The sequence below is a fragment of the Paenibacillus sp. FSL P4-0127 genome (genome assembly GCF_038007325.1).
In the GTDB taxonomy this organism is placed as follows: domain Bacteria; phylum Bacillota; class Bacilli; order Paenibacillales; family Paenibacillaceae; genus Fontibacillus; species Fontibacillus macerans.
In genome coordinates this window covers 3981178-4006480 of record NZ_JBBOWY010000001.1, presented here as the reverse complement: position 1 = coordinate 4006480, position 25303 = coordinate 3981178, and the positions used below count along the sequence as shown (strand labels likewise).

Genomic DNA, 25303 nt, shown 5'->3' with positions numbered 1-25303 from the left:
CGGACAGTCAACCTTTCCCGCCGCTGCATATGATAAAGCAAATCCGCAAAAACGCGAGAAAAGGTGATACCTATTGGCCAGTTTTCGTAAAGCTTATTTGCTGAAGCAGCGCATTGCCAAACGCTTGCTCAAACGAAAAGGCATCCACGGCGTCGGCATCGGCCTGCATGATCCCAAACGCCCGCGAAAAGGCGCCGCCATCATCGTTTACGCCGAAGCCCTTTCGTCCACCGCCCATAAAAAAAGAAAAGTCAAAAAACGGCCGCCCGCTGTGCCGCTCCAGCTAAAATCCGCATCCGGCGTGCCGTTTCGCATCGTTCGTTGCCGGCGCTTTTGCAAACACGGTAAACCAGGCGCCCGCTCCACGCTAACCTTCACCGGCCGCATCCGCCCGGTCGTCGCCGGGTATAGCGTCGGTACTTCCGCCGCATCGGGAACCGCCGGCCTGATCGTCAGCGACAAACGTTCCGGGGGCGGCCGCTATATCCTAAGCAACAACCACGTGCTTGCAAACAACAACACGCCGCGATACTCGGCAACGCTTCAGCCGGGAGGGGCGGACGGCGGCCGCGGCCCAAAGGACCGGATCGGAAGTCTGGACCGCTTTGTCAAGCTCCGCAAGAAAAGCGCCAATTATCTGGATGCCGCGACCTCGAAACCGCTGCGTCGCGATTTGCTCAAACCGGCCTACGCCGTTTTCGGAGCCGTCCCGGGGCATGTCGTCACCTATAAAGTCGGGGACCGCTTCAAAAAAATCGGGCGGACCACCGGGGGCGTCACCGGCACCGTCGAGTCGATCCATACGGACATCCGGGTCGATTACGGCGATTACGGCAACCTCGGGACGATCACCTTCAAGGACCAAAGCGTCATTCGCGGCAAACGCCCGGTATCGCTGGCTGGCGACTCCGGGTCCGTCTGGCTGACCGAGCGCGGCAATCTGGCGGCGGCCGTCAATTTTGCCGGTTCCGAAAACGGCCGCCTGTCGATTTCCTATCCGGTGCATTGGTTTATGCAGGTGTTCGGATCGCGAGTAGCCCGTCCCGGCAAATCCGCGCTTCTTCGCGCGCAGCGGAGCCGGAAGGTGAACTATCGCAGCGTTCGCCCGCTCACCTCGAAAGTCCTGGGGCAAATTAGCCTGATAAGAGGGCGTTCTCGTTCAACGCGAAAATAATTGCAGGCAAAAAAAGAAGCGGTCCATCGGTCAAATCCCGATGGACCGCTTCTTTGGTTTATTCCATAAAGTCTTTCAGCCGTTTGCTGCGGCTGGGGTGTCTCAATTTGCGGAGCGCTTTGGCTTCAATCTGCCGGATCCGCTCCCGGGTAACGCCAAATTCCTTGCCAACCTCTTCGAGCGTTCTCGTCCGCCCGTCGTCCATTCCGAAGCGGAGCCGAAGCACGTTTTCTTCCCGTTCGGTCAGCGTGTCGAGCACTTCCTCCAGCTGTTCCTTGAGCAGTTCGTAGGCCGCCGCTTCCGCGGGCGCCGGGGCGTCGTGATCTTCAATAAAGTCGCCGAGGTTCGAGTCGTTCTCCTCGCCGATCGGCGTTTCCAGCGAAACCGGCTCTTGGGCGATTTTCATAATTTCGCGTACTTTATCCGGCGAAATATCCATTTCCTTGGCGATTTCCTCCGGCGTTGGTTCCCGTCCGATTTCCTGCAGCAACTGCCGGGAAACCCGGATCAATTTGTTGATCGTTTCGACCATATGCACCGGAATCCGGATCGTTCTGGCCTGATCGGCGATCGCTCTCGTAATCGCTTGGCGAATCCACCACGTTGCATAGGTGCTGAACTTGAAGCCTTTGGAGTAGTCGAATTTTTCGACCGCTTTAATCAGGCCCATATTGCCTTCTTGAATCAAATCCAAAAAAACCATGCCGCGCCCGACATAACGCCGGGCTATGCTGACGACGAGCCGTAAATTCGCTTCGGCCAAACGGCGTTTGGCATCCTCATCGCCGTTTTCGATCCGCTGCGCGAGTTCGATTTCCTCTTCGGCGGATAGCAAAGGAACACGCCCGATCTCCTTCAAATACATACGTACCGGGTCATCGATTTTTATTCCTGGCGGCAGCGTCAGGTCGTCGGTAAATTCCGTTTCATTATGCTTCAAGTCCTCCGTCATTTTCAGACCCCCACCCTAAATAAATAATTGCCAAGTCTTTCTATCTGGGTCGCCCAAATCCATTTGACAAATCATTGATATTATGCTATTATTGAGTAGATTATTGTATGAAGCATATGTGATTTGGCTATCCGTCATTTTATCATAGAAATTGAAGTAATACAAGTTTTATTTTTTATGTGTCGTTTACATAAAGCTAAACATACGCTGATCCTTAACGGATCAGCGTTTTTTGTCTTTCCATTGTATTCATTCCAAGCTATGCCTGATCCTCCCAAGCGCGCAGCAGCGCTCCTTGAAAAATTTCCAGCGGCTGTGCTCCGGACACCGCGTATTTGCCGCGCAGCACGACGAACGGAACGCCGCGGATGCCAAGCTGTCGGGCTTCCCGCTCATCCCCCAGCACCTGATCAGCGTACCGGTTCTGGTCCAATACCTCCCCGGCTTCCCGGCCGTCCAGCCCTGCCTCTTCCGCCAGCCGAACCAACGTATCCCTGTCGCCGATATGTAATGAGTCCGTAAAATAAGCCCGGTATAATCTTTCCGTCATCTCTTTAGCCTTCCCTTTTTCCCCGGCATAATGCGAAAGCCTGTGAGCGTCAAACGTATTTGTCGGAATGGCCGTGTCGAAATGATAATCGAGCCCCTCGGCCTTTGCTTGGGCCGCCACGTTCTGATTCGATTCCTTGGCCTGGAGCAGGCTTAAGCCATATTTAACGGCCAGCAGCTCGTGGATGCTTAATTCCGCGTCCTTTGGAGCTTCCGGGTCCAGTTCAAAGCTGCGGTACACCACCTGTACTTCTTCCCTGTGCTCAAAAGCTTCCAGCGCCTTCTCCAGACGTCTTTTCCCGATATAACAAAACGGGCAGCTAAAATCCGACCAAACTTCAATTTTCATCATTCATTCCTCCCACCAAGAAGCCGTCCGCATGCGGAAAAGCATGCGGCGCTTAGTCTATACCCCATATTAACCGCCCGCTCCCGCGTAATGCAATCCATTCCTTGGGGATTTTCGGCCCGTTTAATGGATTAACCCGTAATTCCGCGCTTCTTCCTCCGTGAGAATGAACTCCTCCCGCTCCCATACCTCATCCTCTTCGGACAAGCCGAACCGCTTTCTGACTTCAGGCCAGATTCCTTTCTCCACGGCTTCGCTTTGCGTGATGATAATTTTCATTTCCGCCAACGCCTCCCTATGCTGCAGTCCTTTTTTAAGCGTACCCCGTTTCGGAAGCTTCAACCCGCCGCAAAATGAAACATTACTCCAAAATCATATGGTAATTTCAAGCATTTATGAAAAAAAGAACGCCGGAATTTTAGCTCCGGCGTCCCGCCTGCCTTGAAGGATAATTAAATTTTTCCTTCCACGAAAATTTGAAACGTAACGCCAAACTTATCGGTCAGCGAACCGTAGGCCGGACTGAAAAACGTCTCCTGAAGCGGCATATTAATTTGGCCGCCCTCAGCCAGCGCTTCAAACATACGTTTCGCCTGTTCGGCGTCATTTGTCGTCAGGCAGATCGTCACCTGAGTTCCGCTTTGGTGAGGCTGGCCCGGAAACGTGTCCGAAAACATCATCTCGGATTCTCCGACTTTCAGCAGCGCATGGGAGACGCGGTCCTTCGCTGCCTCCGGCAGTGGAAATTCGGGATTTTCCGGCATTTCTCCAAACGATTGAAGCATAATGACCTTAGCTTCCAAAGCTTTTTCGTAAAATGAAATGGCTTCCTTGGCGTTGCCGTCCATCACGAGATAAGGGGTTAACCGCATTGTCATATTGTACGTGCTCCTTTGGTGTTGGATTCTGACTTCCTCATCAGTATGTCCCGTAACATTGTACCTTTTCTCCGAGCCAAAAATTTCTTACCGATTGCTTTTTTGCAGCGATCTCCTTAAAAAACGATTCATCAGCACGGAAAGCGATATCAGAATCGGCGGGTCGTCGGCCCGCGGAGGGTACAGCATAACCTCTTGATAAGGCACCGGAATCCCCGGTTTAACGGCGATCGGATGGTGAAAGCGCGTCCGCAGCGTACGCTGCGGCAGCAAAATATCATTGGCATTCGTGCCCCAATCGAGAGAAGTCGCCATCAGATAATAAGTGCCCGGCTTGACGGCGGTGAAGCAAAACTCCCCCAAGGAAAACAGCAAAGTACCGTAAAGGGGCAGTCCTTCCGGAATCGGTTTGGCAAACAGCCCGATAAAGATCACCCCGGAAAAAGCCGACGCCGCCTGCACCGTCCCACCGATATTCCCCGGCCGGTTCATCTTCCAGCCTCTTAGCCTGCCTTCATTAAAATGCTGCAACGAGCGCAGCAGATCGCCGGCATGACGGGTGGAATTGCGAAAATCCGACGGAGTCATGCCAACCCGTTCGGTGAAGCGGGTCGTGAAGGTGCCAAGGCTCTGCTGGCCGATTTCCAAACCGATGTCGCGGATCGTCATGTCCGTCCGCAGCAGCAGGTCCTTTGCCTTTTGCAAACGCATGGCGGAGACGTAATACAGCGGGGGCAGTCCCATTCGTTCTTTAAAAATGCGCGAAAAATGAAACGGACTGTACGCCGCATATTTGGCCAATTTGGACAACGGGAGCGGCTCGTGAATGTTCTGCTGAATGTAGGCGATAACCTCATCGATTTCGGGATACCGTTCTGTCATCCGGACCACCTTTCTTTGGGGCTTCAAGGACCTATCCAGTTAAAATTTCCAATTCTAGTTTATCTGCCGGCGGCGGGTTAGTCTAGCGTTACTTTTAAAAATGCTATAAATTTGATCACATCAGATCAGATAAAAAAACTCACCGCTGACGAGGTCCTTTGTCATGTAAACCCATACGTTGTAGTACCCTTCCCCCTTTTTCCTAAGCAGCACCACCTGGTACTTCGGCTCTTTCAAATTTGTGGCGCGCAACAGACTTCAGCGACCTTATCCGCCTATTTTCCGGCTACCTTCCACTGGCGTTGCATTAACGCCTACACAAAATCTCTGGTACACCTTGCGCGCTATTCCATCTGTCCTTTACATTTTGCAAACCTCCGTTTTTCCGCAAATAAGGTCCCTATGGAGCCCTTTAGCTCTTACAACCAACCTTTTTTCTCACTTCGCATAAAAAAAGGGCAAACCTCTTGGTTTGTCCCTTGTCATTTATCAATCCTTATATGGAATCACCGTACCGCAGTACTCGCAAGTCGCCGGCTTATCGGGATACACCACCGTTTTGGCCCCGCAGCCCGGGCAATCGAGGGAAACAGGCTCTTTTGGAGCAGGAGGTTTCTCTATTACATCCATTTGCTGCCCGCCAAAAAGGGAACTCATAAATTCGGCGGCGCCTTTGACCACCTCAGGGTCTAAGTCAATAGGCGTAAATGATGGCGAAGAAGCCCCCGGCGATGGCGAGCCCGGTCTTTGTCTTTGCTGCGGATAAGGACGGGATCCGGGAGGCCCTGAATACGTTGGAATCACTTTTTTCTTGGAGCCTTTAAACAAAAGAATGCCAAGAAAGAGAAATAGGCCTGCCGGAATCAGCAAAACTAAAGCTACGATTAATATCGTATCCGGATCTTCAGCGGCGAGAAGAACGATTAAAAATATGCTTCCTAAAAGGCCGGCCAGGACCGTGCAAATAACTCCGAACAAATTTTTAAAGAATGATTTCATGTGGTCCTCCTAATCAACCGTACACATAACTATTTGGACAGCAGCAATCGGGCGTTGCGATCGTCCAGCAGATGCTTTAGTTCTTGCAGACGCAAAAGAACGGACTCTGGAGCGAGACGCTGCTCCTTCTCCCCTTGCTGCAGCTCCTCTTTGAGCATATCGATGCGGAACAAAAGATCCTGGTCCAGATAGGCCAGCGTATCCGGGACGACCGGATCGCTGAAACGAACTTGTTCGATCAGTTTCGTTAGAAAGGATTTGATGTCTCCGGTTCCCGCCTCTCCGTAAGCCTCGATCTTCATCAGCAGGCTTTTGAGGCCGGACTCGATCTCATACAAATGGATTAGCTGCGATTGAGTGGTTTCGTCGCTTTTCAGCGTGTAGTTCAGGAACAGCAAAACCGCTCCTCCAAGCAGCACGGCAATCGTCAAGGTTAGAATGTGCAGCAGCACCAATCCGCTCAAAAACCGGCCATCGATCCCCGCAATAAATGAATAAAAAAAAACGGCGATCAAATAAGCGGCGGCGATGGTTCCGAGTGCCAGAAAACCGGGAATATTTCTCTTTACGCGTTCGTTATGGTTTATCCAATAGGTAACATACTGCCACATCACGGTTTCGGCCAAAATCAGGGCACCCAGGGAAATCCACGCCGAAAAAGAATCCATTCTCCCCTGCCGGATGATGGCGAATACCGAAATGGTGGAGACAAGTCCAACAAGGTACAGGATCAATACGATGAGTGAAGCGGCCGCATACCGTCGCAACCGCATTATCCCTCCCTTCCCTTCGTTTGATCCGAGCCGCATTCCGGACAAAATTTCTGACTCGGCTGAAGCTCATGTTGGCAGTTGTAGCATTTTAACGTTAATTCCGAACCGCAGTTTCCGCAAAATTTGCTGTCCCCGCTTACCTGATGGCTGCATTTGGGGCAGCGTTTCGGCAAAGGAGACCGGCACTTGACGCACTCGGCGGCGTTCTCGGGATTATCCGCCCCGCAAGTGGGGCATGCGTTATACGGGTCTCCGCAGTTTGGACAGAACTTGGAGCCCTTCATTAACGCCGTGCCGCAGCGATTGCAAGCGATGACCGGTTCCGCCTCCGGCTTCCCTCCCGCTCCGGCCAGCGATGCTCCGCACTGGCTGCAAAAGATCGATTGATCCGGGTTCATATGCTGGCAATTGGGGCATTTGCAGGATTCCCCCGATGCGCGCAGCACTTGGGTCATGCGGGACATTTCATGGCCGAGCGGACCTCCGATGCTGTAACCCATGCCCATTCCGATACCGGCCCCCATCAGTCCCGCATTGGCGCCTCCTTCATTTTTGGCCGCGCCTTCCAGGGTATCAAACGTTCTTTCCTGCTGATAGCTGAAGCCGATGATATCCATTTCCGCCTTTTTGGCCAAAGCATCCCGCAAACGGACGACGGACGGGTCATCCTCGGGCACATTGATGCTGTTGACGTAAAAATTGAGCAGGCTAATGCCGTATTCCTCAAGTACAGGGGTCATTGCCGCTTGAAAATGCGCGGACATTTCGCCGATGTACGCGTTGATCTCCAAAATGCTTACTTTTTTATGTACCAAATAAGAGGTTAACGTCGAGTTGATATTCATCGTGACGACGCCCCGAAAATACTCCACCAAATGTTGCTGGTTAAATTCCGCAAGCGTGCCGATCAGCTTCACCAGAAATTTCCGGGAATCCGCGATCTGCACCCCAAACTGCCCAAAAGCTCTTACGGGAACCAGGACATTGTACTTGGGATCCTGCACATGGATCGGTTTGGGCGTTCCCCATTTTACATCCAGCGAGCTTGCTTTGTTGACATACCAGACCTCGGCCGCAAACGGAGAAGTTCCTCCAAACGGGAGGTTGATAATGTTGTTTAAAATCGGAATATTCGCCGTCATCAGCGTATGTCTTCCCGCACCAAACAAATCAAGCGCTTTGCCGTCCTTGAACAGAATCGCTTCCTGGGACTGATTTACGATCAGCTGCGTCCAAGTGCTTAGCTCCGCCTCGGGATGCTTCCAGGCGAAAACATCCGGAGATCCGTCGTATTTGACTACATCAATCAAAGCCATTTGTTAAATTCCCCTTATTCAAAATAATGACAAAATCCGCTATGGTTATATTCGGGGTATTCATAGACATATCCTGCTTTGCGACTAGGTTTTTGGTATGAAACTTCTATGGCATGTGACAGGCCCGCGGGCGGAGGGTATAATAATTTAGGAAGGATATCTTTTCCAATGAGGTGATAGGCATGAAAATCACATACTTGGGGCACTCCTGCATCCATTTGGATACGGGAAAACATCAAATCATCATCGATCCTTTTCTGACCGGCAACCCGCTGGCGGGAGCGGCGGCCGATGAGATCAAAGCGGATTACGTCCTGCTGACCCACGGGCACTCCGACCATATCAGCGATGCGGACAGCATTTCAAGACGCAACCATGCCCCCATCGTCGCGATCGTCGAGCTGGCGAACTATTTCGCCCATGCCGGGCTGCAGACGATCGGGATGAACCTGGGCGGCTCCATCCAATTGCCGTTCGGCAAACTGAAATGGGTGCCGGCGCTGCACAGCACGTCGGTGACTCGGGAGGACGGCGTCAGCCTTTATTTTGGCGTCGCCGCGGGCATCGTGTTGGAGCTGGGCGATCTGACCTTGTATCATGCGGGGGACACGGCTTTGTTCAGCGACATGAAGCTGATCGGCGGCCGCCGGCCAATCGATCTGGCGTTTCTGCCGATCGGCGATCATTTCACGATGGGACCGGAGGACGCGCTGGTCGCGGCCGAGTGGGTCAATGCCAAACATGTCGTCCCGGTACACTACAATACCTTCGAGCTGATCCGCCAGGATGGGGAACGTTTTGTTTCCGAATTGCAGAAAATCGGCATTCAAGGCCACTTCTTAAAGCCGACACAAACCCTGAATACCGAGACATGGAATTAAACGCCCATTAAGAGGCAGGCCCCGGCCGATACTTACCTAAAGTATCCTCCGAGGGCCTGTTTTTTTAAAACATCCAAGTTCAGTCCGCCAATTCCTTCCCCTTCGTTTCCGTCCCCAGCCACCATACGGCCATCGCTCCGATCACGATCGTCACGAAAAACAGCCAAAAAATCGAACCGACCGCCACATGCCGGGCAACCAGCATGCCGACGAGATAAGGCGCAATGATCCCTCCGATCCGGCCAAACGACGCGGCCAGGCCCACTCCCGTGGAGCGAACCGAGGTCGGATACAGCTCGGGCGTATAGGCGTACATGCCGCCCCATGCTCCCAGATTGAAGAAGGACAGACAGATGCCGGCGGCCATCAGCATCCCTTCGCTGGTGGCGGCTCCGAACCAGGCCGCGCTGGCGGCGGTCAGCAGCAAATAAAGCACCAGCACGAATTTGCGGCCGAACTTTTCGATGAAGTACGCAGCCGTGAAATAACCGGGAAGCTGGGCCAGCGTCATGATCAAGACATATTCAAAGCTTTTGACCAGGCTGAAGCCTTTGAGCACCATTACCGAGGGCAGCCACAAAAACATGCCGTAATACGAAAAAACGACGGTAAACCACAGCACCCACAGCATGACGGTGGAACGCCGGTGCGGCCCTGCCCATACGGAGGCGAACCGTTTGCCGAAGGACGGCGCCTGCCCTTTCCTTCCGGCGGCCTGTTCCCGGTAGCGTACCGGCTCCTGAATCGATTTGCGCAAATATAACGCGTAAAGCGCCGGGACCGCGCCGATCAGGAACGCCGCCTGCCAACCCCATTTGGGAATAACGAAATAGGAAATGAGTGCCGACGCAATCCAGCCGGCCGCCCAAAAGCTTTCGAGCAGCACTACCGCCCGCCCCCGCTCTTTGGCGGGAACGGACTCGGAAACGAGCGTGGAGGCCACCGGCAGCTCTCCCCCGAGCCCAAACCCCGCGATAAAGCGCAGCACGCATAGTACGGCAAAACCGGTTGCCGCCGCCGACAAGCCGCTCGCCGCCGAAAATATAAGCAGCGTCCACAACAGCACGGATTTCCGCCCGAACTTGTCCGCCATAAACCCGGCGACCGCCGCACCAAAGGCCATTCCGACCGAATTGATGCTCGTAAAAAATCCGGTCTGCTCCGGAGTCAAACTCCATTCCGCCGCCAAAGCGGCGGCGATAAACGAGATGATGCCGACGTCCATGGCGTCGAACATCCAGCTGAGACCGGCGCTCAGCAGCAGTTTTCTTTGTTTGGGCGCCGATTTCGTATCTATGGCGTCCCCTGTTGTGGCATTCATATTCATTGCCCCCTATCCGTAAGCATCTAAGTCATCATGCCGCGATCTTTTCCAGCCATCTTCCGGTTTCTCAGGTAAAAAGCGGCGCCAAGCGCCAGCAAAAACGCGGCGTATAACAAGATCAGCTGCCGCAAATCGACGCCCGGGAACACGATCGGTGCGCTGATGATCCCGAACAGCCAGATGCTGGACAAGTTTCCGACCACGTTCGACCAAGTGTATGACCACAGCTTTAAATTGGAAATTGCCGCCATAAACGAAATCAAGTTGTTCGGCATAATCGGCACCGTGCGGAGAAAAATAACGGCCCACACCCCGTAACGATCCAAACCTGTTTGCCATTTCTCGTATTTTTTCAGACGGCTCATCCATTTCCGGTTAAACCAATCGGTGAACAAATACCTGCACAGCAAATAAACAATCATTCCCGCCGCGCTTCCGGCAATCCAACTGGCCGCGAGGCCGCCGGCGATGCCAAGCAGCGAGATATGCAGCATCACGATCGTGGCGAACGGGAAAAAGCCGAACAACCCTTGCACGACGGCTAAAGGTATCGTCAGCAGCAGGATGGAATAACCGGTCAAGCCTGTCGTCTGCAGAAACCAATCCGTGATTTGTTTAATCCATTCGTTCAACTTCTTTTTCCCCAATCGCAAAAATTTCGCTACGCTTCAACCCTTCTTCCCAAAATGACAAGGTCCCTCTCCACCCCGTCCAAATTGGCTACCCGCGGCAAAAACGCCCACTCTTCAAAACCGAATTTGCGCAGCAGGGACAAGCTCGGCTCGTTATGGGCAAACACAAAACCAAGCAAAGTCTTCACCCGAATGCCCGGGCAAGCCGCAATTGCCTTGTTCAGCAAGATACTGCCAATACCGCGGGAACGATACTCGCCGCTAATATAAATACTGATCTCGGCGGTAGCGTTGTAGGCCGGGCGGCCGTAAAAGGATTGAAAGCTGAGCCAGGCGACGATGCGTCCGCCTGATTTCATGACCCAGAGGGGGCGGGAATCCAGGGAGTGCTCCTCAAACCATTTCCGCCTGCTTTCCACCGTAACCGGCTCCAGATCGGCGGTGACCATCCGCCCGGCAATCGTTTCGTTGTAAATGGCGACGATCGCCGGCAAATCTTGCAAAGTTGCGTCCTCAACCGTATATTCCATGTCCGTAGGCATATGTATCCGCTCCCGACTTCCTTTCTCCCGTAATTCCGTTAATCCGTTTCATGCCTGATCTGAACGTAGTGCTCCACCGTCGGAAAAGGATCGTAAAAGTGGTGCAGCAGCGCTTTCCACTCCTCGTAATGCGGCGACTTTCGGAACCCGACCTCGTGCGCCGTAATCGACTGCCATCTCACGAGCAGAATATATTTGTTTTCCGTTTCCACGCATTTATGCAGCTCGTGTTCAATATAGCCTTCCGTCTGGGCGATAATCTTCGACGCTTTGCGGAAATTGCTTTCAAATTCGTTGATCATCCCGGGTTTTACGTGTAGTTCCGCTACTTCAAGAATCATTCTCCTCATCTCCTCCGTAAGGCTGATTATAGCACGGACTAAGCGCTTTATGAATCGAAATTGCCGCGGCCGCTTCGCCCCTTAACAATTTATTAGTCGCTCCTTCGTTTATTTCGCGCATACTCCGCCTTTAAGCCGGGGAAATTAACGGCAGGCAGAAGGAGGTGCATTACCGTGAGTAAATTTTTCGTCAAACTGCTTGGAAACGGCATTATCGTCGTGGCCATGTTGCTGTGGTTGAGCAACGCATCGCTGGTCGGGGCGCTGATGACAGCTATAGCGTTGGCCATTTTGGCTTATTTATTCGGGGACTTGTTTATTCTCCCGCGTACCAACAACGCCATCGCCACGCTGGTAGACGCCGTGCTTGTGTATCTGATGTTATGGGCGATTGCCGCCAGCGCGGGGTGGACGCTTTCGCCCGGGGAGATTTTGGCCATCACCGTCGTTGTCGGCGTGTTTGAATATTTCTTTCACCGGTGGCTGCTCAAAGACGGCATCCGGAACGACAGCAGCGTACGAGTGCGGGGGTAAAATATTAAACCCGAAAACGCCAAGCGACGTACTTTTAAGGGGGAAAAATCCCACGAAATGCAAAAGTGCAGGCGAATTTCGTCGAAACTCCCCGAAACAGGAGGTTCAAATGCAAATGTGCAGTTCATTTCCGGCTAAAGTCACTTTTTGATCAAATCGCTGATATTCAGATGTTCTTTTGCATTTCAATCGCCGAAAAACGGAGTTTGAACAGAAATTCAAATGCGCTTTTGCAGTTGGTCCCACCGCTCCGTTAACAAAAAAAGCCTGCCCCGCGAATGCTCCGCCGGGCAGGCTTTTTATTCTTTAAGGCGATGGCTAGCCTCCTAAAACTACGCGGTCGTCGGACAGCTTATGCCCGCTGATCCGCTCGAATTCGCCGAGCAATCGCTCCATGGTCAGGTCGCGTTTGCGCGACTCGTCCACATCGAGGATGATGCGCCCGCCGTCCATCATGATCAGGCGGTTGCCGAGGCGAATCGCCTGCTCCATATTATGCGTGACCATCAGCGTCGTCAGTTTAAGTTCGCTGACGATGTCGCGGGTCAGCTGCGTAACCAGCTCGGCGCGGGCCGGGTCGAGCGCGGCCGTGTGCTCGTCGAGCAGCAAAATCTGCGGCTCGGTGAACGTCGCCATCAGCAGGCTGAGCGCCTGGCGTTCGCCGCCGGACAGCGTGCCGACTTTAGCGCGCAGCCGGCCTTCCAGCCCGATCCCGAGCCGGCTTAGCTGCTCCTGGAACATCGCCCGCCGCTTGGCGGTGACGCCAAAGCCCAGGCCGCGCCGCTTGCCGCGGGCATAGGCCATCGCCAGATTCTCCTCAATCGTCATATGCGGCGCCGTCCCGGCCATCGGATCCTGAAACACGCGGCTGATCCAGCGGCTCCGTTTGTACTCCGGCAGATGTCCGACATCGGCGCCGCCGATGCGGATTTCGCCGGCGTCGGGCTTAATGACGCCCGAAATTACGTTCATCAGCGTCGATTTGCCTGCACCGTTGCTGCCGATGACCGTCACGAAATCTCCTGGGGCCAAATGCAGATTAATGTCGATCAGGGCGATTTTCTCGTCCGGCGTTCCGGGATGAAACAGCTTGGACACGCGGGAAAGCTGCAGCATCAGAGCCCACCTCCCAAGCTTTTCCGCCCGGACGAACCGGTGATTTCGGCGGCCCGCTCCCGGGCCAGGCTTTTTTGCTTAAGCGATCTGCTCACGGTCGGCAGCACCAGAGCGATAATGACGATGATCGCCGTGATCAGCTTCAGGTCGGTTTGTTCCAGCCATTCGACGCGCAGCGCAAGCGCCACGACGACCCGGTAAACGACCGAACCGAGAATGGCGGCCAGCGTCGCCCAAAATACCGTGCGCGATCCGAAAATCGCTTCGCCGATAATGACGGAAGCGAGGCCGATGACGATCATCCCGATCCCTGAAGAGATATCGGAAAATCCCGATTGCTGGGCGATCAGCGCCCCCGACACCGCCACGAGACCGTTGGACAAGCTGAGGCCCAAAATAATCGTGTTGTCGGTGTGGGTGCCGAAGCTGCGGATCATCCGCTGATTGTCCCCGGTCGCCCGCAGCGCGAGGCCAAGCTCGGTGCGCAGGAACAGGTCCAGCAGCAGTTTGATCGCAATTACCACAAACGGCATCAGCACAAGCGGCGAAACCGATGTGAAAATCGTATCTTCGCCGAGCAATGCCACGTTCGGTTTGCCCATAATCCGCATATTGATGGAGTACAGCGCGATCATCATCAATATCCCGGACAACAGACCGTTAATGCGGCCTTTGGTATGAATGAGCCCGGTCAGGGCGCCGGCGGCCATCCCGCCGAAGAAAGCGGCCGCTGTGGCGATCCAGGGGGAGATTCCCCCTGAAATCATTACGGCGGCGATGGCGCCGCCGGTCGTAAAACTGCCGTCCACGGTCAAATCCGGAAAATCCAGAATCCGAAACGTAATGTATACGCCCAGCGCCATCACCGCATAGAGCAGTCCGGATTCCAGCGCTCCCAGCAGTGAATTTAACATATTAGTACCTCCCCCGAACCTGCGGAGCCTTTATTCGATAATGTTGTTTTCTTTGTCGACCACTTGATCCTTCATCGCGTCGGTTACTTCGATGCCTTGCTCTTTGGCGGCCTTCAGGTTCAGGATGAGGTCAAGCTTATCCGGCACCGTCACCTTCATGTCGCCGACCTTTTTGCCGTTTTTCAGCACATCCACGGCCATTTGTCCCACTTGGTAACCATGGTCGTAATATTTGAAGCCGACGGTGGCGAAAGCGCCGTGCTCCACCGTGTCGCGGTCGCTGGAGAAGAAAGGAATGTCGTTATCGTTGGCGACCTGGATGATCGTGCTGACGGCTTCAACGACGGTGTTGTCGAGCGTAATGTACAGCGCGTCGACGCGTCCGACCAGCGATTCCGCCGCTTGCTTTACTTCCGAGGTGTTTGTGACCGTAGCTTTAACGAGCTCGATGCCGTGGGCCTTCAGCGCCTTTTCGGCTTGATCCGTCATGATGACCGCGTTCGGTTCCCCTTGATTCAGCACTACGCCGACTTTTTTGACATCCTTAAAATTCGCGGCGATAAAGTCCATCAGCTTCGTGATCGCTTCGGGATTGGTATCGGAAGCGCCGGAAATGTTTCCGCCGGGATGATCAAGATTATCGACCAGCTTGGCATCCATCGGATCGGTCACGGCCGCGAACAAAATCGGCGAGTTTTTTACCTGCTGGGCGACAGCCTGGGCCGGAGGCGTTGCAATCGCCAAGACCAGGTCGTAATCTCCGCCGGCGATTTTTTGCGCGATGGCCATATTGTTCGGTTGATCGCCTTGGGCATTATTGTAATCCACCTGCAGGTTTTGGCCTTCCACGAGCCCCGCGTCCTTCAGCGCCGCCATGAAACCTTCGCGGGTCGCATCCAGCGACGGATGCTCGACGATTTGCGAGATGGCAATCTTGTATGTCTTATTGTCCGTCCCGCCCCCAGAACCAGCATTTTGCGCCTTGCCGGCTTCGGCCGCTCCATTGTTTTGAGCGTTTGCGCCACTTCCCGAACTTGCGCTGTTGCTGCCGCAGCCAATGACGCTAAGCAGCATGAGAGATACCGCGAAAAATAGTCCGATTTTCTTCCTCATCTTCATTTTCCCCTTTCAACCATGATCAGGCCCTTTACAATAGAGCTGTAATGCACGATCCCGTTGACGCTTTCATAGATGAAAGTGATAAAGCGAGCGGGAACTTGAATACGCCGCCCCGATTAGGACATGAGTATGACTTCTATATTAAATGGTGGTCAATTTTCCGTCAATAAGCGGCTTCCGGCCAATTCTGGAAACCGCCGCTCATTATTTTATAAAAATATGCTTTGCTCTCAGCCCTTTTGCCCCAATTTCCAATATCCCGAAGCTGTATTTCTCCTCACGCCGTTTGTCGGTCGGGGAACCGGGATTAAACAGCAGCACGCCGCCGCTATGGGCAAGCAGCGGTTTGTGCGAATGGCCGAACAGCACGGCGTCGAGACGCTTGCCGGTGAATACGCGTTTGGCGTTATCGAAGGCGTTATGCCCGCCTCCCGGCAAGTGGCCGTGGGTCAGACCGATTTTTTTCGTCCCAAGCTCCAGCACTTTGTGGTAGCCGAACCGGCGGACGATGTCCGCGGGATCGTTGTTCCCGGCCACGCCTTCGACCGGCGCAAGCGCGGACAACTGCTCATAGACCTCGAACGTTGTCCAGTCCCCCAAATGCAGGATCAGATCACAGCTTGCAAACTGCCGGAGCAGGGCGGACGGAAGCTCCTTGCCCCGGCGCGGCAGATGCGTATCCGAAACGATGCCGATCTTCATGGGCCAAGCACCGAGGCCAGGCCGTTGTTCTCGTATTTCTCCATGTCCTCACCCCAATTTCAAACGTTTTATCCGCGGCTGCCTTGTTGCAAATACACCCTTGCTTCATAAGGCCGGAGCCGCAGCTGGCGGAGATCTTCCCATTCGTCCGGCTTATAGTTGGAAATCAGCAGCTCGATCCCTTCGATCTTTACGGAATCGGGCCATTCAAACACCGGTTCGCCGGCGAAGAAGTTCAGGATCACGAGCAGCAGGGTATCGTCAAGCGTCCGGGTATAGGCGTAGATCTCCGGATGATCCTCCAGCAGCAGCCGGTACTCGCCGTACACAAACACCTCATGCCGCTTTCGCAAACGAATTAATTCCTTATAATAGTGATACACGGAATCGCGGTCCTGCATCGCCTGTGCCGCGTTAATCTCCTTGCAGTTGGGATTCACGGCGATCCACGGCGTCCCCGTCGTGAAGCCCGCCTGGCCGCCAGCTTCCCACTGCATCGGCGTGCGGGCGTTGTCCCGGCTTTTCAGATGAATGGCCCGCATGATCTCATGCTCCGGCACCCCGGCTTCCACCCGTTCCTTATAAAAATTCAGCGTTTCCACGTCCCGGTAATCGTCGATCGCATCGAAAGCGATGTTGGTCATCCCGAGCTCCTCGCCCTGATAAATATAAGGCGTCCCTTCCAGCGTATGGATGAACGTGGCCAGCATTTTTGCCGAAGGAATCCGGTACGGGCCGTCATTTCCGAACCGCGACACGCAGCGGGGCTGGTCGTGATTGCACAGATAGTTGGCGTTCCAGCCCTTCTTGTGCAGGATCGTTTGCCAGCCTGTCATAACCCGCTTGAGGTCGGCCAGCTTCCAGGGCACGACGTCCCATTTGCCGCTGCCGGGAGAAGCCGCATCCAAGAACATATGCTCAAACTGAAACGTCATATTCAGCTCCCGCCGCCCGTCCCCGACGTAATCGAGCGCCTGCTCGGGCCCCAGCCCCGAGGTTTCCCCTACGGTCATGATATCATAGAAATACAGCACCTCATCGTGCAAATTTTGCAGCAGCGTATGGACATGGTCCAAATTTGAAAACATGCCGTACGCCCGCACGGTCGGCGAATGGTCCGGATTGTCGGCGTCCGGTAGCCCTTTCGCTTTTACGATATGCGCGATCGCATCGAAGCGGAAACCGTCCACCCCTTTTTTTAGCCACCACTGGATCATATTGTGCATCTCGCCGATGACGGCCGGGTTTTCCCAGTTCAGGTCCGGTTGATGTTTGGAGTATAAATGCAAATAATATTCGTCCGTCCGCGCGTCGTATTCCCACACCGAACCGCTGAAATACGACTCCCAGTTGTTCGGAGGGCCGCCGTTTTTCCCTTTTCGCCAAATGTAATAATCCCGTTTCGGATTGTTCCGGGACTGCCGCGACTCCAGAAACCAGGGATGTTCGTCCGACGTGTGGTTCAGCACCAAATCCATCATCAGCTTCATCCCGCGCGTATGCAGCCCGTGCAGCAGTTCGTCGAAATCCTCCATCGTGCCGAACTGCGGTTTTATCTCGCAATAGTTGCTGATGTCATACCCGTTGTCGTGCCCGGGCGATTTATAAATCGGACAGATCCACACCACGTCGACACCCAGATCCTGCAAATAATCCAGCTTGGATATGATGCCGCGCAGATCGCCGATACCGTCCCCGTTCGAATCTTTAAAGCTGATCGGGTAAATTTGATAAACTACGCTTTCCTTCCACCAGGTTCGCTTCATGTTTGCCGCCCTTTCCATATCTTTCGGTTTCCGTATCCGGCCTGTAATATCACTATTAACCTCGGGGCCGAATTGTATAACCGGGAAGCCGGCGCGGCAAGCCCCGTTTTGAACAAACAACCCGGAGATCTCTGCAATCCCCGGGTTGAAGCGACAAACCGTTATCCGTAATTCTCTACGATCCGCACATATTTTCGGGTTAACTCGGCAAGCTCGCTTTCGGCTTTTCGTTGGGCGGCGTCCAGCTTCTGCATTAGACGGCCCACCTCGGACTGCTTCTGTTCAACCTGCGCCAGCGTATCTTGAATCCGCCCTTGCACCAGCCAATCGGCGATCAAGCCGTCAAAAAAATAGTCGGCAAACGTCAGCATCCCGCTGATTTCCATTTCGACAGGGAGCCCGCCCCCCACGTCGCGAAGCTCGCGCTCAAACCGGGCCAGGCTGCGCTGAGCCTGATAGATATGATCCATCGCCTCGTCAATCCGGTTGTGCTTGATATGCGTGGATAACATGCCGCCGCCGAGCATATCGTACGTGCCCCAATTTTTGGCGGAGTGAAGATCATCCTCGGCGGCGCTTAAATCGCTTTGCACCGATTGGCCGGCAAGGATCGCCTCTTCCAGTTCCTTCAATTGTACGCTTAGCTCGGCCCGCCGGTCGGCCAGTTCCGCCAGCTCTTCGTTTTGCGTCAGGACCTGCCGCTCCTTCTCCTGAAACACACGGGTATAGGCCGCTTTCCAATTGCGGACCTCCTGCCACTGCCGCTCAAGCTGGGCTATTTGCTGCTCCAAGCTCCGTACCTTGCGATCGGACTCGTCGTATTTCACCTTCGCTTCCAGCACCTGCCGCTGCTCGCGATCCAGCTTTTCCGCCTTGTTGCCAAGAATTGTCGCCAGCAGATTGGACAAGGACATCCCCGACAGCTTTCGGACATCCTCTTCCTCATGGGCAAGCTTTTGCCGCCACCGATCCCTGGCGACTTCCGCTTCAGCCAGTTCCTGTTTGTATTGCTCCAGCCGTTTTCTCCATTTTTCCTCGTTCCGCCCTTTTTCCTTCAGCTCCGCCAGTTGCCCGGTTAAGTCCTCAAACAAAAGTATCCCTCCAAATAAAGAGTACAAAGCGCCGGCATCTCTTGCTGCACGATGTTCCCTTGGATGCACCTATGCTTTTAAGTACGTGCTGAACGGCGGTTTTGTTTCATCTCGCCAGGTCCCACGGTTCGCCGCCGCTTGCCGCAGCATACGCCCGTCTGCTGGCGATGCCTACCCAAACCGAAATCGCGCTTAACAGCGCGGCAAGCAAATAAACCCAGACAATCCCGAATAATTCGGCCACACCGCTCATAAACAGGACGGAGAAACCAAACGTGAAGTTTTGCAAGGCCGATTTGGCCGACAAAACTTTGGGCAGCAAATCCTTATCGACACTGCGTTGGGTAAAGGTCTGGCGGATGACGCCGTTCAACTCGGTAAACGGACCCGTCAGCAGCACGATCAGCAAAGTTAATAACGCCGACCGGTTTAGCGCAAACCAAAAGGTTAAAACGGCGTAACCGAGCATCCCGACGAGCATCGCGGCGAACATGCGTTTTTCCATGCGCGCCACCAGGGCTACGATCAGCAGTCCTCCCAATACGGCTCCGGCAAAATAGCTGGCGTTGATATAACCCCACCACTCGTCTCCTTTCAGCAATACCTCCCGGACGAAGACGAGCAGAAACGCTCCGGCCCATACCGAGCCGCCGATCATATCCGTGATCTCCATCAGCGTCAGCGAACGAAGCCGAGGCGAGCGCCACAGCGCAACCCAGCCTTGCTTCAGCGTTTCCCGGCGCGATGGCTTCCGCATGTTTCCCGCCGCCGGTTCCATGCCCTGGCATTCTATCGTTTCAGCGCCGGCAGCCGTACGAACATCCAGCAGATGGCGGCGCGGAGGTTCTGTCGGATCGACGATGACCGTTGTGGCCAGCATCGCCACCCCGTACCCGGCCGCCACCAGAAGCAGGATGGGAAAAGAGCCGAACACGGCAACCGCCAGCCCGCTCACCGCCCATCCGGCAAATTGCACGATCTGATCGGTGGCGGCCATGATTCCGTTCGCTTTTAACAGCGCCTCATCGGCGACCAGCCTGGGCACCAGCGCGTTCCGCGCGGGCGTCGTCCATCCGTCGAGGAAGGAAATGCCGAAAATAAATACATACAGCATCCAAAGGCTGGCGCCTCCAAACCACGGAGAGACATATCCCGCCATAAACCCGAACAGCAGAAATTGCCCGCATTGCGACAACGTTAGCAGGAAAGGAAGCCGATATTGGGCGATCATTAAAGGCGCCAGCAAACCGCTGATAAGCTGGGACGTGACGCGGATAAACGGCACCAGCGTCGCAAACACGACCGAACCGGTTTGGTCCAGCACAAAAGTCGTTAATGCCACTAAATATAAAACATCCGCCGCGTTGGACAGGGTCTGCGAACCCCATAAATAGTAAAATGACTTTTTAAACATTCTCTTTCTGCCCTTCCTCTTCCATCCGATCCCCGGGATTTCCCGGGCTTCAAATAAATACAACATTCTGGTTGGCGGTTGAAGTCGGACATTGATCAAATCGGTCTCATATGAATCCCCTTTTGCGGTTAATTGTTAACTCGGGATATTTTAGCATTGGTTTTCAAGCGCATCAAGCTCTCCAGACAATTTGCTCTGCGTTAACAATGATGTGATAAAGTGGTGGGAAACGCCTGAACCATGATGGGGAGGCAGCAAAAAGAAAGGAGCGGTACCTATGGAAAAAGAAGGGCAAGATTCTACTGCGCCCGCACCTCCTTCGCACAGCGCACTTCGCCGCGCCGTGGAGATTTTGGCCGTTTCCGCCAAGCTGGGGGTTACTTCGTTCGGAGGGCCGATCGCCCATCTCGGTTATTTTCATGAAGAGTATGTAAACAAGCGCAAATGGCTTAGCGAGCAAAAATATGCGGAATTGGTCGCGTTGTGTCAGCTCCTCCCGGGCCCGGCAAGCAGCCAGGTGGGGATGGGGATCGGCTTGTACCGCGGCGGCGTGCTTGGTGCATTAGCGGCCTGGGCCGGCTTCACCCTGCCATCCGCCTTTTTGCTTGCACTGTTCGCGCTGCTGCTAAAAGGGACGGAACTGGCGCACAGCGGCTGGCTCCATGGCCTCAAGCTCACCGCCGTGGCGATCGTGGCGCAAGCCGTATGGAGCATGGGCCAAAAGCTCGCCACCGGCCGCAGCCGGGCTACGATCGCCGTGCTTGCGGCCGCCGCCGCCCTGTTATGGCCAAACGGGCTTGCGCAAGTGCTGATTATTTTGATTTCGGGACTTATCGGCATATGGCTTTACCGCGACTTGCCCGGTGCGCCGTCCCCGCGCGTGGACGAGGAGCCATCCACAGCCATTGTTCTCGGCAAGAAGCGGGCCATTGCCGCTCTGGCGGCTTTCTTTGGGCTGCTGGTGATCCTCCCGCTCAGCGGTTGGTTATGGCCTTCCCCCGGCCTGCAGCTGTTCGCCGGTTTCTACCGGGCCGGTTCGCTCGTATTCGGCGGCGGCCACGTCGTGCTCCCGCTGCTGGAAAGCGAAGTCGTGCCGCGGGGATGGATCGGCGAAGCGGATTTCCTCGCCGGATACGGCGCGGCTCAGGCGGTTCCCGGGCCGCTGTTCACGTTCGCCTCGTATTTGGGGGCGGTGATCGGCGGAGTATTCGGGGCTGTGCTGGCTACGGTGGCGATTTTTTTACCGGCTTTTCTGCTCGTCATCGGGGTGCTCCCGTTCTGGAGCCGCCTGCGCGTCATGCCGAACATCCACCGCGCGCTGCAAGGCGTCAACGCCGCGGTGGTCGGGATTTTGCTCGCCGCCCTGTACAATCCGATCTGGACCTCCTCCGTCCGGCATACCGGTGACGTTGTCCTGGTGCTCGCCTTATTCGCGCTGCTCGTGCATTGGAAACTGCCCCCCTGGATCGCCGTCCTCGCCGGCGCCGGCGGCGGCGTTCTGCTTGGCTGGGCTTACGGCTCGTAAATCATTTTGCGCGTCATGCCGCCGTCCACGACGAGATGCGCCCCGGTCACGAAAGTATTGTCGGGATGGGTTAAATACAGGCACGCCCGGGCGATGTCCGCCGGTGTTCCGACCCGGCCCGCCGGATGCTGGTCGTGGTCGATTCCGCGCAGCGCTCCGTAATCGCCGGTTTCGATCCACCCGGGACTTACGCAGTTGACGCGGATTCCATCCTGTCCCAGCGATACGGCAAGCGCATGGGTGATCGACACGATCGCGCCTTTGGAGGCCGCATACGCCTCGGAACCCGGCTCGGACATGATCGCCCGGGTCGAGGCGATGTTGACGATCGCCCCGCCGCGGCCGCTCCACCGCATCCGTTTCCCCGCTTCGCGGGAAGCGATGAAGCAGCTCCGCACATTGGTGTTCAGCACATCGTCCCATTCCTCCACCGTCAGCTCAAACAGCGGTTTAAAGCGGGAAACTCCCGCATTGTTGATCAAAATATCAATGCTCCCGAATTCCCGCTCCGTCGTCTCCATAAGCCGTATGATGTCATCTTCCTTCCGGACATCGCAGGGAACGAACAAGGCTTTTCCGCCTATTTGCCGGCTCTCCTCTTCTGCCTTAACCCCTGTTTCGAGATCAAGCTCCGCCAGGACGACCGAAGCTCCTGCCTTGGCGTAGGCTTCCGCGACGCCTCGGCCGATGCCTTGCCCGGCGCCCGTCACGATAACCGTCAATTGTTCAAAAGACATGTTATGTTATTCACTCCCGTTTGTCATTCTGCCGCAATTTGCCGTACTAACTGCGGAAGCCAATCGGTCAATGCTTCAAACCGGAAACCCGCCGCCTTCGCTTTGCCATTGTCCAGAACCCAGGAGGACGGAATCCCAAACGGAGAAGCATTATCGTTGTCGACTGGGGTTTCGCCATGGACAACGGCTTGCTTCCCTGTGATTTCCTCAATCAGGCGGATGATGCCGCCGATCGTTATGCTTCCGTCGGAGCAGGCGTTGATCGGTCCCGTCGCTTCACTTCGTCCAAGCCAGGCCAGAAAGTCCGCGGTTTCCCCCGAGGAAATGAAGGAAATCGCCGCGTCCGGGTTCGGCATGGCGATAGGCAGCCCTTGCCGAATCCGCTCCACATGCCAATGCAGCCTGCGGGTGTAATCATCCGGGCCTAGCACGATCGGAATCCGCAGGGCGCTAACCGGAAAGTCGGCCCGCTGAAAAAACGCCGCTTCCGCCATCCGTTTCCCCTCGCCATAATCGAAATCATCCGGGCCGCCCGGTTTAAGCTCATAAATATAAGGATCGAAACCGGACTCCGAAATCGGATTTTCGCTAAAGCCGTAAACGGACATCGTAGACGTCAGGACATAACGCCGAACCTTTCCGTCAAAGGCCCGTATGGCCGCCAAGGCATCGTTAGGTGTAAAGCAAATATTGTCGTATACGACATCCCAAGGTCCCTCAGCCGCTGTCTGGTGCAACGACGCTTCATCGCCGCGGTCGATTCTTAAGTGACGGACGTTGCCTTCCGCATTGACCGCCGTCAAGCCGCGCGTGGCTACCGTGACCTCATGCTCGCCTGAAAGCGCCAGCAGGCTGACGAGCCTTTTTCCGAAATATCGCGAACCGCCCAGCACCAATATTTTCCCCATGCGTTATGCCCTCCGATATTAAATGAGTTTATTTGCTGGAAAACAGGCTTTTCATCAAAGAGTAGCCGCTAAGCAGACCAATAAAGAACAATTGTACTTGCCCCACCCATTGGTGGTATCCGGCAATACGGATTTGGTTGATATAAATCGTTATCAGCGGGTACAACAGCAGGATGAGGCTGGGCAAAAATACGAAAAAGAACAGCGGGCGGTGCAAGCTTTTCCGGCGCGGCCATCCGCTCAAAAAGCTCAAGTATAGTCCGAAAACAAAAGAATAAACGATATCCCCCAGCAAGCTGTAGTCCATTCTGTACAACGTGCCGGTCTTTTGATCCATCATGTGGGTAAACTGTTGTCCGTAATACACCAGCACGATCGCCCCAACGATCCAAACCAAATAATAAAAATATCCTTTCGAGTTGTTCATCGCTTCATTCCCCCATCAGTAAGTATTCTAAGAAGCGTCGTATGCGGGTCACTCAAATTTTATCACAAATCCGGACGGGGGCGTTGAACTAAATGATCGTACGGGTAGAGGCAGCCGGGTGAAATGTTCCTCCGGTCAAAAAGGCCTGCTGAAGCATATGCTTCCGAAGCTGCTTTTTTTTCAGGAAGCTTATATTGCTTTACCTCCTGGCGAAAAAAGCCTGTTCCTACTTAGACAAATATAGAAACAGGCTTTTCGTAAATCATATAATTTTAAATATGTGTTACCGAAAATTACCCTAAATCATACAGAAGTTCTTCCATAGCCGCGTATATTTCTATCATCATTAACGCCCCAAGCTGAAACCCGTCTGTGAAAGTAGATGTAGCATACATCGACTCGGACTGGCGGCACAAATCGAGCATAGCTTCAAGCTGGTTAAAATCATCGGCAGATAGTTTCTCTTTCCATATTTCCATGGCCTCGGATATACTTCTGTTAATTTTACGGTATTCGGGATCTCTTGGAACGATATTTCCTTCTGGATGAATTTCGCCATAATATAATGCTTCCAGCATACTTTTCATTTTTCATCTTCCCTTCGTATCGACTGCAACACTTTAAAGCTTACTTTCACCCCCCAAATTAAAATTATCGGCTGACAAAAATTCCAGTGGCAATCCCTTTCGTTTTCTTGCATCAATTAGTTTCAAGAATGGAAACTCTCCTTTTCTATTTACTTTTATATTAATCGGTTCGTAAAATTTATGTCACACATTTTAATCGGCTAATTATAGTTGGCGTAGTATAATTCGGCGCATAGGCCGTGGAATAAGGGAACACCTGGCTTCCGTCTTTCTCTTAAAATCTTTCACTCTTCTGGCCTATGCCATGCTTTATTCAATTATTTTCGCTTATAAAGACCGGCTTCGGAGGAGCGTCTATGAAAATCAGGTTAAGATTAAAAGAAATCCTTACCGAGAAGGGCATCTCCCAGAGAGAACTTGCCCGAAGAATGGGGATTCGCCACCCAACCATAAACCATCTGTGTTCCGATTCTGTCGACAGAGTTTACATTCGTACTTTGGAGCAGATCTGCGAGACCTTGGACATCACGGTGGACCAGTTATTGTTTCGGTTGAAGACAAAGTGTTTCCAGATAAATCGCATTAAGAAAAAACAGGTTAATCATGAAGGTATCTGACCATAATTGACCTGTTCAATGTAATGGAAAAGTATAATTTAGGGGAGAAAAATCAAGCATTGATGTACTTACAAATAAAATAACTAAATCTTGTACGGTTAATACTGGTTATATATTATTGGTTGAATGGTGATTCAATCGGCAATGGGTAGCCCCAAAAATTAGATTTATTTAAGATAAGTCAATTAATTTTGGGATCTTTATAACACCAATCGGAATCATAAGGTAAAGATTTTAATTTCTTCATATCTTCC

At 53.8% G+C, this 25303-nt stretch carries 28 protein-coding genes; 5 read left to right on the top strand and 23 right to left on the bottom strand.

The features are described 5' to 3' along the window. Positions 1-73: 73 nt before the first annotated feature. A complete protein-coding gene (locus NYE74_RS18095; RefSeq protein ID WP_124331972.1) occupies positions 74-1174 on the top strand; it encodes a hypothetical protein in 1101 nt (366 codons plus the stop codon). A gap of 58 nt (positions 1175-1232) precedes the next feature. Here NYE74_RS18095 and rpoD read toward each other — a convergent pair whose 3' ends face one another. The 8 genes from rpoD to NYE74_RS18055 all read right to left on the bottom strand — a co-directional run bounded on the left by rpoD (position 1233) and on the right by NYE74_RS18055 (position 7872). Then, complete coding sequence (gene rpoD, locus NYE74_RS18090) at positions 1233-2126, bottom strand: RNA polymerase sigma factor RpoD (RefSeq protein WP_036622545.1); 894 nt, start codon at positions 2124-2126, stop codon at positions 1233-1235. A 259-nt stretch (positions 2127-2385) separates the two neighbouring features. Continuing rightward, a complete protein-coding gene (locus tag NYE74_RS18085) occupies positions 2386-3024 on the bottom strand; it encodes a DsbA family oxidoreductase (RefSeq protein ID WP_036622543.1) in 639 nt (212 codons plus the stop codon). 123 nt (positions 3025-3147) lie between these two features. Next, positions 3148-3303: a hypothetical protein gene (locus NYE74_RS18080; protein ID WP_164815249.1), complete on the bottom strand. Its 156-nt coding sequence runs from the start codon at positions 3301-3303 to the stop codon at positions 3148-3150. A gap of 173 nt (positions 3304-3476) precedes the next feature. Continuing rightward, positions 3477-3902: a VOC family protein gene (locus NYE74_RS18075; protein ID WP_316561592.1), complete on the bottom strand. Its 426-nt coding sequence runs from the start codon at positions 3900-3902 to the stop codon at positions 3477-3479. Between the two features lie 87 nt (positions 3903-3989). Then, the gene (locus NYE74_RS18070; protein ID WP_036622537.1) at positions 3990-4784 is read right to left on the bottom strand and encodes a helix-turn-helix domain-containing protein; all 795 of its coding nucleotides are present in this window, start codon (positions 4782-4784) and stop codon (positions 3990-3992) included. Positions 4785-5273: 489 nt separating this feature from the next. Further along, a complete protein-coding gene (locus NYE74_RS18065; protein ID WP_036622535.1) occupies positions 5274-5783 on the bottom strand; it encodes a hypothetical protein in 510 nt (169 codons plus the stop codon). 29 nt (positions 5784-5812) lie between these two features. Then, the gene (locus NYE74_RS18060; RefSeq protein ID WP_124331971.1) at positions 5813-6550 is read right to left on the bottom strand and encodes a hypothetical protein; all 738 of its coding nucleotides are present in this window, start codon (positions 6548-6550) and stop codon (positions 5813-5815) included. 5 nt (positions 6551-6555) lie between these two features. Beyond that, complete coding sequence (locus tag NYE74_RS18055) at positions 6556-7872, bottom strand: SPFH domain-containing protein (RefSeq protein WP_124331970.1); 1317 nt, start codon at positions 7870-7872, stop codon at positions 6556-6558. Positions 7873-8054: 182 nt separating this feature from the next. On the opposite strand from NYE74_RS18055, the gene NYE74_RS18050 reads away from it, so the two are divergent. Then, entirely contained in the window at positions 8055-8753 is a 699-nt protein-coding gene (locus tag NYE74_RS18050) for a metal-dependent hydrolase (RefSeq protein WP_155619460.1), read from the top strand. A 79-nt stretch (positions 8754-8832) separates the two neighbouring features. On the opposite strand, the gene NYE74_RS18045 is transcribed toward NYE74_RS18050, so the two are convergent. The 4 genes from NYE74_RS18045 to NYE74_RS18030 are packed head-to-tail and all read right to left on the bottom strand — an operon-like array spanning position 8833 to position 11592. After that, positions 8833-10074: an MFS transporter gene (locus tag NYE74_RS18045; protein WP_341005056.1), complete on the bottom strand. Its 1242-nt coding sequence runs from the start codon at positions 10072-10074 to the stop codon at positions 8833-8835. Positions 10075-10100: 26 nt separating this feature from the next. Further along, positions 10101-10709, bottom strand: coding sequence for a TVP38/TMEM64 family protein (locus NYE74_RS18040; protein WP_124331968.1), 609 nt, complete (start codon positions 10707-10709; stop codon positions 10101-10103). Positions 10710-10738: 29 nt separating this feature from the next. Continuing rightward, entirely contained in the window at positions 10739-11251 is a 513-nt protein-coding gene (locus tag NYE74_RS18035; RefSeq protein WP_316561698.1) for a GNAT family N-acetyltransferase, read from the bottom strand. A 38-nt stretch (positions 11252-11289) separates the two neighbouring features. Beyond that, on the bottom strand, positions 11290-11592 hold the full coding sequence (locus tag NYE74_RS18030; protein ID WP_036622525.1) for an antibiotic biosynthesis monooxygenase family protein: 303 nt from the start codon (positions 11590-11592) through the stop codon (positions 11290-11292). Positions 11593-11766: 174 nt separating this feature from the next. Here NYE74_RS18030 and NYE74_RS18025 point away from each other — a divergent pair, with 174 nt between their 5' ends. Continuing rightward, on the top strand, positions 11767-12126 hold the full coding sequence (locus NYE74_RS18025) for a DUF2512 family protein (RefSeq protein ID WP_082207750.1): 360 nt from the start codon (positions 11767-11769) through the stop codon (positions 12124-12126). Positions 12127-12444: 318 nt separating this feature from the next. Here NYE74_RS18025 and NYE74_RS18020 read toward each other — a convergent pair whose 3' ends face one another. The 7 genes from NYE74_RS18020 to NYE74_RS17990 form a co-directional block, all read right to left on the bottom strand. Next, entirely contained in the window at positions 12445-13242 is a 798-nt protein-coding gene (locus NYE74_RS18020) for an ABC transporter ATP-binding protein (protein ID WP_036622521.1), read from the bottom strand. Beyond that, positions 13242-14156 carry an ABC transporter permease gene (locus tag NYE74_RS18015; RefSeq protein WP_036622519.1) on the bottom strand — a complete coding sequence of 305 codons (915 nt, stop codon included), beginning with the start codon at positions 14154-14156 and terminating at the stop codon, positions 13242-13244. Before NYE74_RS18015 ends, NYE74_RS18020 begins: the two co-directional genes overlap by 1 nt. A gap of 30 nt (positions 14157-14186) precedes the next feature. After that, entirely contained in the window at positions 14187-15269 is a 1083-nt protein-coding gene (locus NYE74_RS18010) for an ABC transporter substrate-binding protein (protein ID WP_036622517.1), read from the bottom strand. Between the two features lie 210 nt (positions 15270-15479). Then, positions 15480-15977 carry a metallophosphoesterase family protein gene (locus NYE74_RS18005; RefSeq protein WP_036622515.1) on the bottom strand — a complete coding sequence of 166 codons (498 nt, stop codon included), beginning with the start codon at positions 15975-15977 and terminating at the stop codon, positions 15480-15482. A 68-nt stretch (positions 15978-16045) separates the two neighbouring features. Then, positions 16046-17743: a glycoside hydrolase family 13 protein gene (locus NYE74_RS18000; protein WP_341005055.1), complete on the bottom strand. Its 1698-nt coding sequence runs from the start codon at positions 17741-17743 to the stop codon at positions 16046-16048. A 161-nt stretch (positions 17744-17904) separates the two neighbouring features. Beyond that, entirely contained in the window at positions 17905-18834 is a 930-nt protein-coding gene (locus tag NYE74_RS17995; protein WP_341005054.1) for a hypothetical protein, read from the bottom strand. Between the two features lie 106 nt (positions 18835-18940). Next, on the bottom strand, positions 18941-20248 hold the full coding sequence (locus NYE74_RS17990) for an MFS transporter (RefSeq protein WP_341005052.1): 1308 nt from the start codon (positions 20246-20248) through the stop codon (positions 18941-18943). A 277-nt stretch (positions 20249-20525) separates the two neighbouring features. Here NYE74_RS17990 and chrA point away from each other — a divergent pair, with 277 nt between their 5' ends. Next, positions 20526-21773, top strand: a complete 1248-nt coding sequence (gene chrA, locus NYE74_RS17985) for a chromate efflux transporter (protein ID WP_278739649.1) — start codon at positions 20526-20528, stop codon at positions 21771-21773. Here the strand turns inward: chrA and NYE74_RS17980 are convergent. The 4 genes from NYE74_RS17980 to NYE74_RS17965 form a co-directional block, all read right to left on the bottom strand. Next, on the bottom strand, positions 21761-22510 hold the full coding sequence (locus NYE74_RS17980; RefSeq protein ID WP_036622511.1) for an SDR family NAD(P)-dependent oxidoreductase: 750 nt from the start codon (positions 22508-22510) through the stop codon (positions 21761-21763). The genes chrA and NYE74_RS17980 overlap by 13 nt on opposite strands. 23 nt (positions 22511-22533) lie before the next feature. Next, positions 22534-23418: an NAD-dependent epimerase/dehydratase family protein gene (locus tag NYE74_RS17975; RefSeq protein ID WP_036622509.1), complete on the bottom strand. Its 885-nt coding sequence runs from the start codon at positions 23416-23418 to the stop codon at positions 22534-22536. 28 nt (positions 23419-23446) lie between these two features. Then, positions 23447-23845, bottom strand: coding sequence for a hypothetical protein (locus NYE74_RS17970; RefSeq protein ID WP_036622507.1), 399 nt, complete (start codon positions 23843-23845; stop codon positions 23447-23449). A 293-nt stretch (positions 23846-24138) separates the two neighbouring features. Then, positions 24139-24432 carry a DUF6809 family protein gene (locus NYE74_RS17965; protein WP_036622503.1) on the bottom strand — a complete coding sequence of 98 codons (294 nt, stop codon included), beginning with the start codon at positions 24430-24432 and terminating at the stop codon, positions 24139-24141. 299 nt (positions 24433-24731) lie between these two features. Between NYE74_RS17965 and NYE74_RS17960 the strand changes: the two genes are divergently transcribed. Beyond that, positions 24732-25049: a helix-turn-helix domain-containing protein gene (locus NYE74_RS17960; protein WP_371861007.1), complete on the top strand. Its 318-nt coding sequence runs from the start codon at positions 24732-24734 to the stop codon at positions 25047-25049. The last annotated feature ends 254 nt before the right edge of the window (positions 25050-25303 follow it).

What these genes read in the sequence shown, in the direction of transcription:
- NYE74_RS18030 (WP_036622525.1), bottom strand. Translation starts at nt 11,592, where the DNA reads ATGATTCTTGAAGTAGCGGAACTACACGTAAAACCCGGGATGATCAAC.
- rpoD (WP_036622545.1), bottom strand. Translation starts at nt 2,126, where the DNA reads ATGACGGAGGACTTGAAGCATAATGAAACGGAATTTACCGACGACCTG.
- NYE74_RS18020 (WP_036622521.1), bottom strand. Translation starts at nt 13,242, where the DNA reads ATGCTGCAGCTTTCCCGCGTGTCCAAGCTGTTTCATCCCGGAACGCCG.
- NYE74_RS18075 (WP_316561592.1), bottom strand. Translation starts at nt 3,902, where the DNA reads ATGACAATGCGGTTAACCCCTTATCTCGTGATGGACGGCAACGCCAAG.
- chrA (WP_278739649.1), top strand. Translation starts at nt 20,526, where the DNA reads ATGGAAAAAGAAGGGCAAGATTCTACTGCGCCCGCACCTCCTTCGCAC.
- NYE74_RS17965 (WP_036622503.1), bottom strand. Translation starts at nt 24,432, where the DNA reads ATGAAAAGTATGCTGGAAGCATTATATTATGGCGAAATTCATCCAGAA.
- NYE74_RS17975 (WP_036622509.1), bottom strand. Translation starts at nt 23,418, where the DNA reads ATGGGGAAAATATTGGTGCTGGGCGGTTCGCGATATTTCGGAAAAAGG.
- NYE74_RS17980 (WP_036622511.1), bottom strand. Translation starts at nt 22,510, where the DNA reads ATGTCTTTTGAACAATTGACGGTTATCGTGACGGGCGCCGGGCAAGGC.
- NYE74_RS18070 (WP_036622537.1), bottom strand. Translation starts at nt 4,784, where the DNA reads ATGACAGAACGGTATCCCGAAATCGATGAGGTTATCGCCTACATTCAG.
- NYE74_RS17990 (WP_341005052.1), bottom strand. Translation starts at nt 20,248, where the DNA reads ATGTTTAAAAAGTCATTTTACTATTTATGGGGTTCGCAGACCCTGTCC.
- NYE74_RS18080 (WP_164815249.1), bottom strand. Translation starts at nt 3,303, where the DNA reads ATGAAAATTATCATCACGCAAAGCGAAGCCGTGGAGAAAGGAATCTGG.
- NYE74_RS18000 (WP_341005055.1), bottom strand. Translation starts at nt 17,743, where the DNA reads ATGAAGCGAACCTGGTGGAAGGAAAGCGTAGTTTATCAAATTTACCCG.
- NYE74_RS17960 (WP_371861007.1), top strand. Translation starts at nt 24,732, where the DNA reads ATGCCATGCTTTATTCAATTATTTTCGCTTATAAAGACCGGCTTCGGA.
- NYE74_RS18050 (WP_155619460.1), top strand. Translation starts at nt 8,055, where the DNA reads ATGAAAATCACATACTTGGGGCACTCCTGCATCCATTTGGATACGGGA.
- NYE74_RS18005 (WP_036622515.1), bottom strand. Translation starts at nt 15,977, where the DNA reads ATGAAGATCGGCATCGTTTCGGATACGCATCTGCCGCGCCGGGGCAAG.
- NYE74_RS18035 (WP_316561698.1), bottom strand. Translation starts at nt 11,251, where the DNA reads ATGCCTACGGACATGGAATATACGGTTGAGGACGCAACTTTGCAAGAT.
- NYE74_RS17970 (WP_036622507.1), bottom strand. Translation starts at nt 23,845, where the DNA reads ATGAACAACTCGAAAGGATATTTTTATTATTTGGTTTGGATCGTTGGG.
- NYE74_RS18010 (WP_036622517.1), bottom strand. Translation starts at nt 15,269, where the DNA reads ATGAGGAAGAAAATCGGACTATTTTTCGCGGTATCTCTCATGCTGCTT.
- NYE74_RS18085 (WP_036622543.1), bottom strand. Translation starts at nt 3,024, where the DNA reads ATGAAAATTGAAGTTTGGTCGGATTTTAGCTGCCCGTTTTGTTATATC.
- NYE74_RS18065 (WP_036622535.1), bottom strand. Translation starts at nt 5,783, where the DNA reads ATGAAATCATTCTTTAAAAATTTGTTCGGAGTTATTTGCACGGTCCTG.
- NYE74_RS18015 (WP_036622519.1), bottom strand. Translation starts at nt 14,156, where the DNA reads ATGTTAAATTCACTGCTGGGAGCGCTGGAATCCGGACTGCTCTATGCG.
- NYE74_RS18055 (WP_124331970.1), bottom strand. Translation starts at nt 7,872, where the DNA reads ATGGCTTTGATTGATGTAGTCAAATACGACGGATCTCCGGATGTTTTC.
- NYE74_RS18045 (WP_341005056.1), bottom strand. Translation starts at nt 10,074, where the DNA reads ATGAATGCCACAACAGGGGACGCCATAGATACGAAATCGGCGCCCAAA.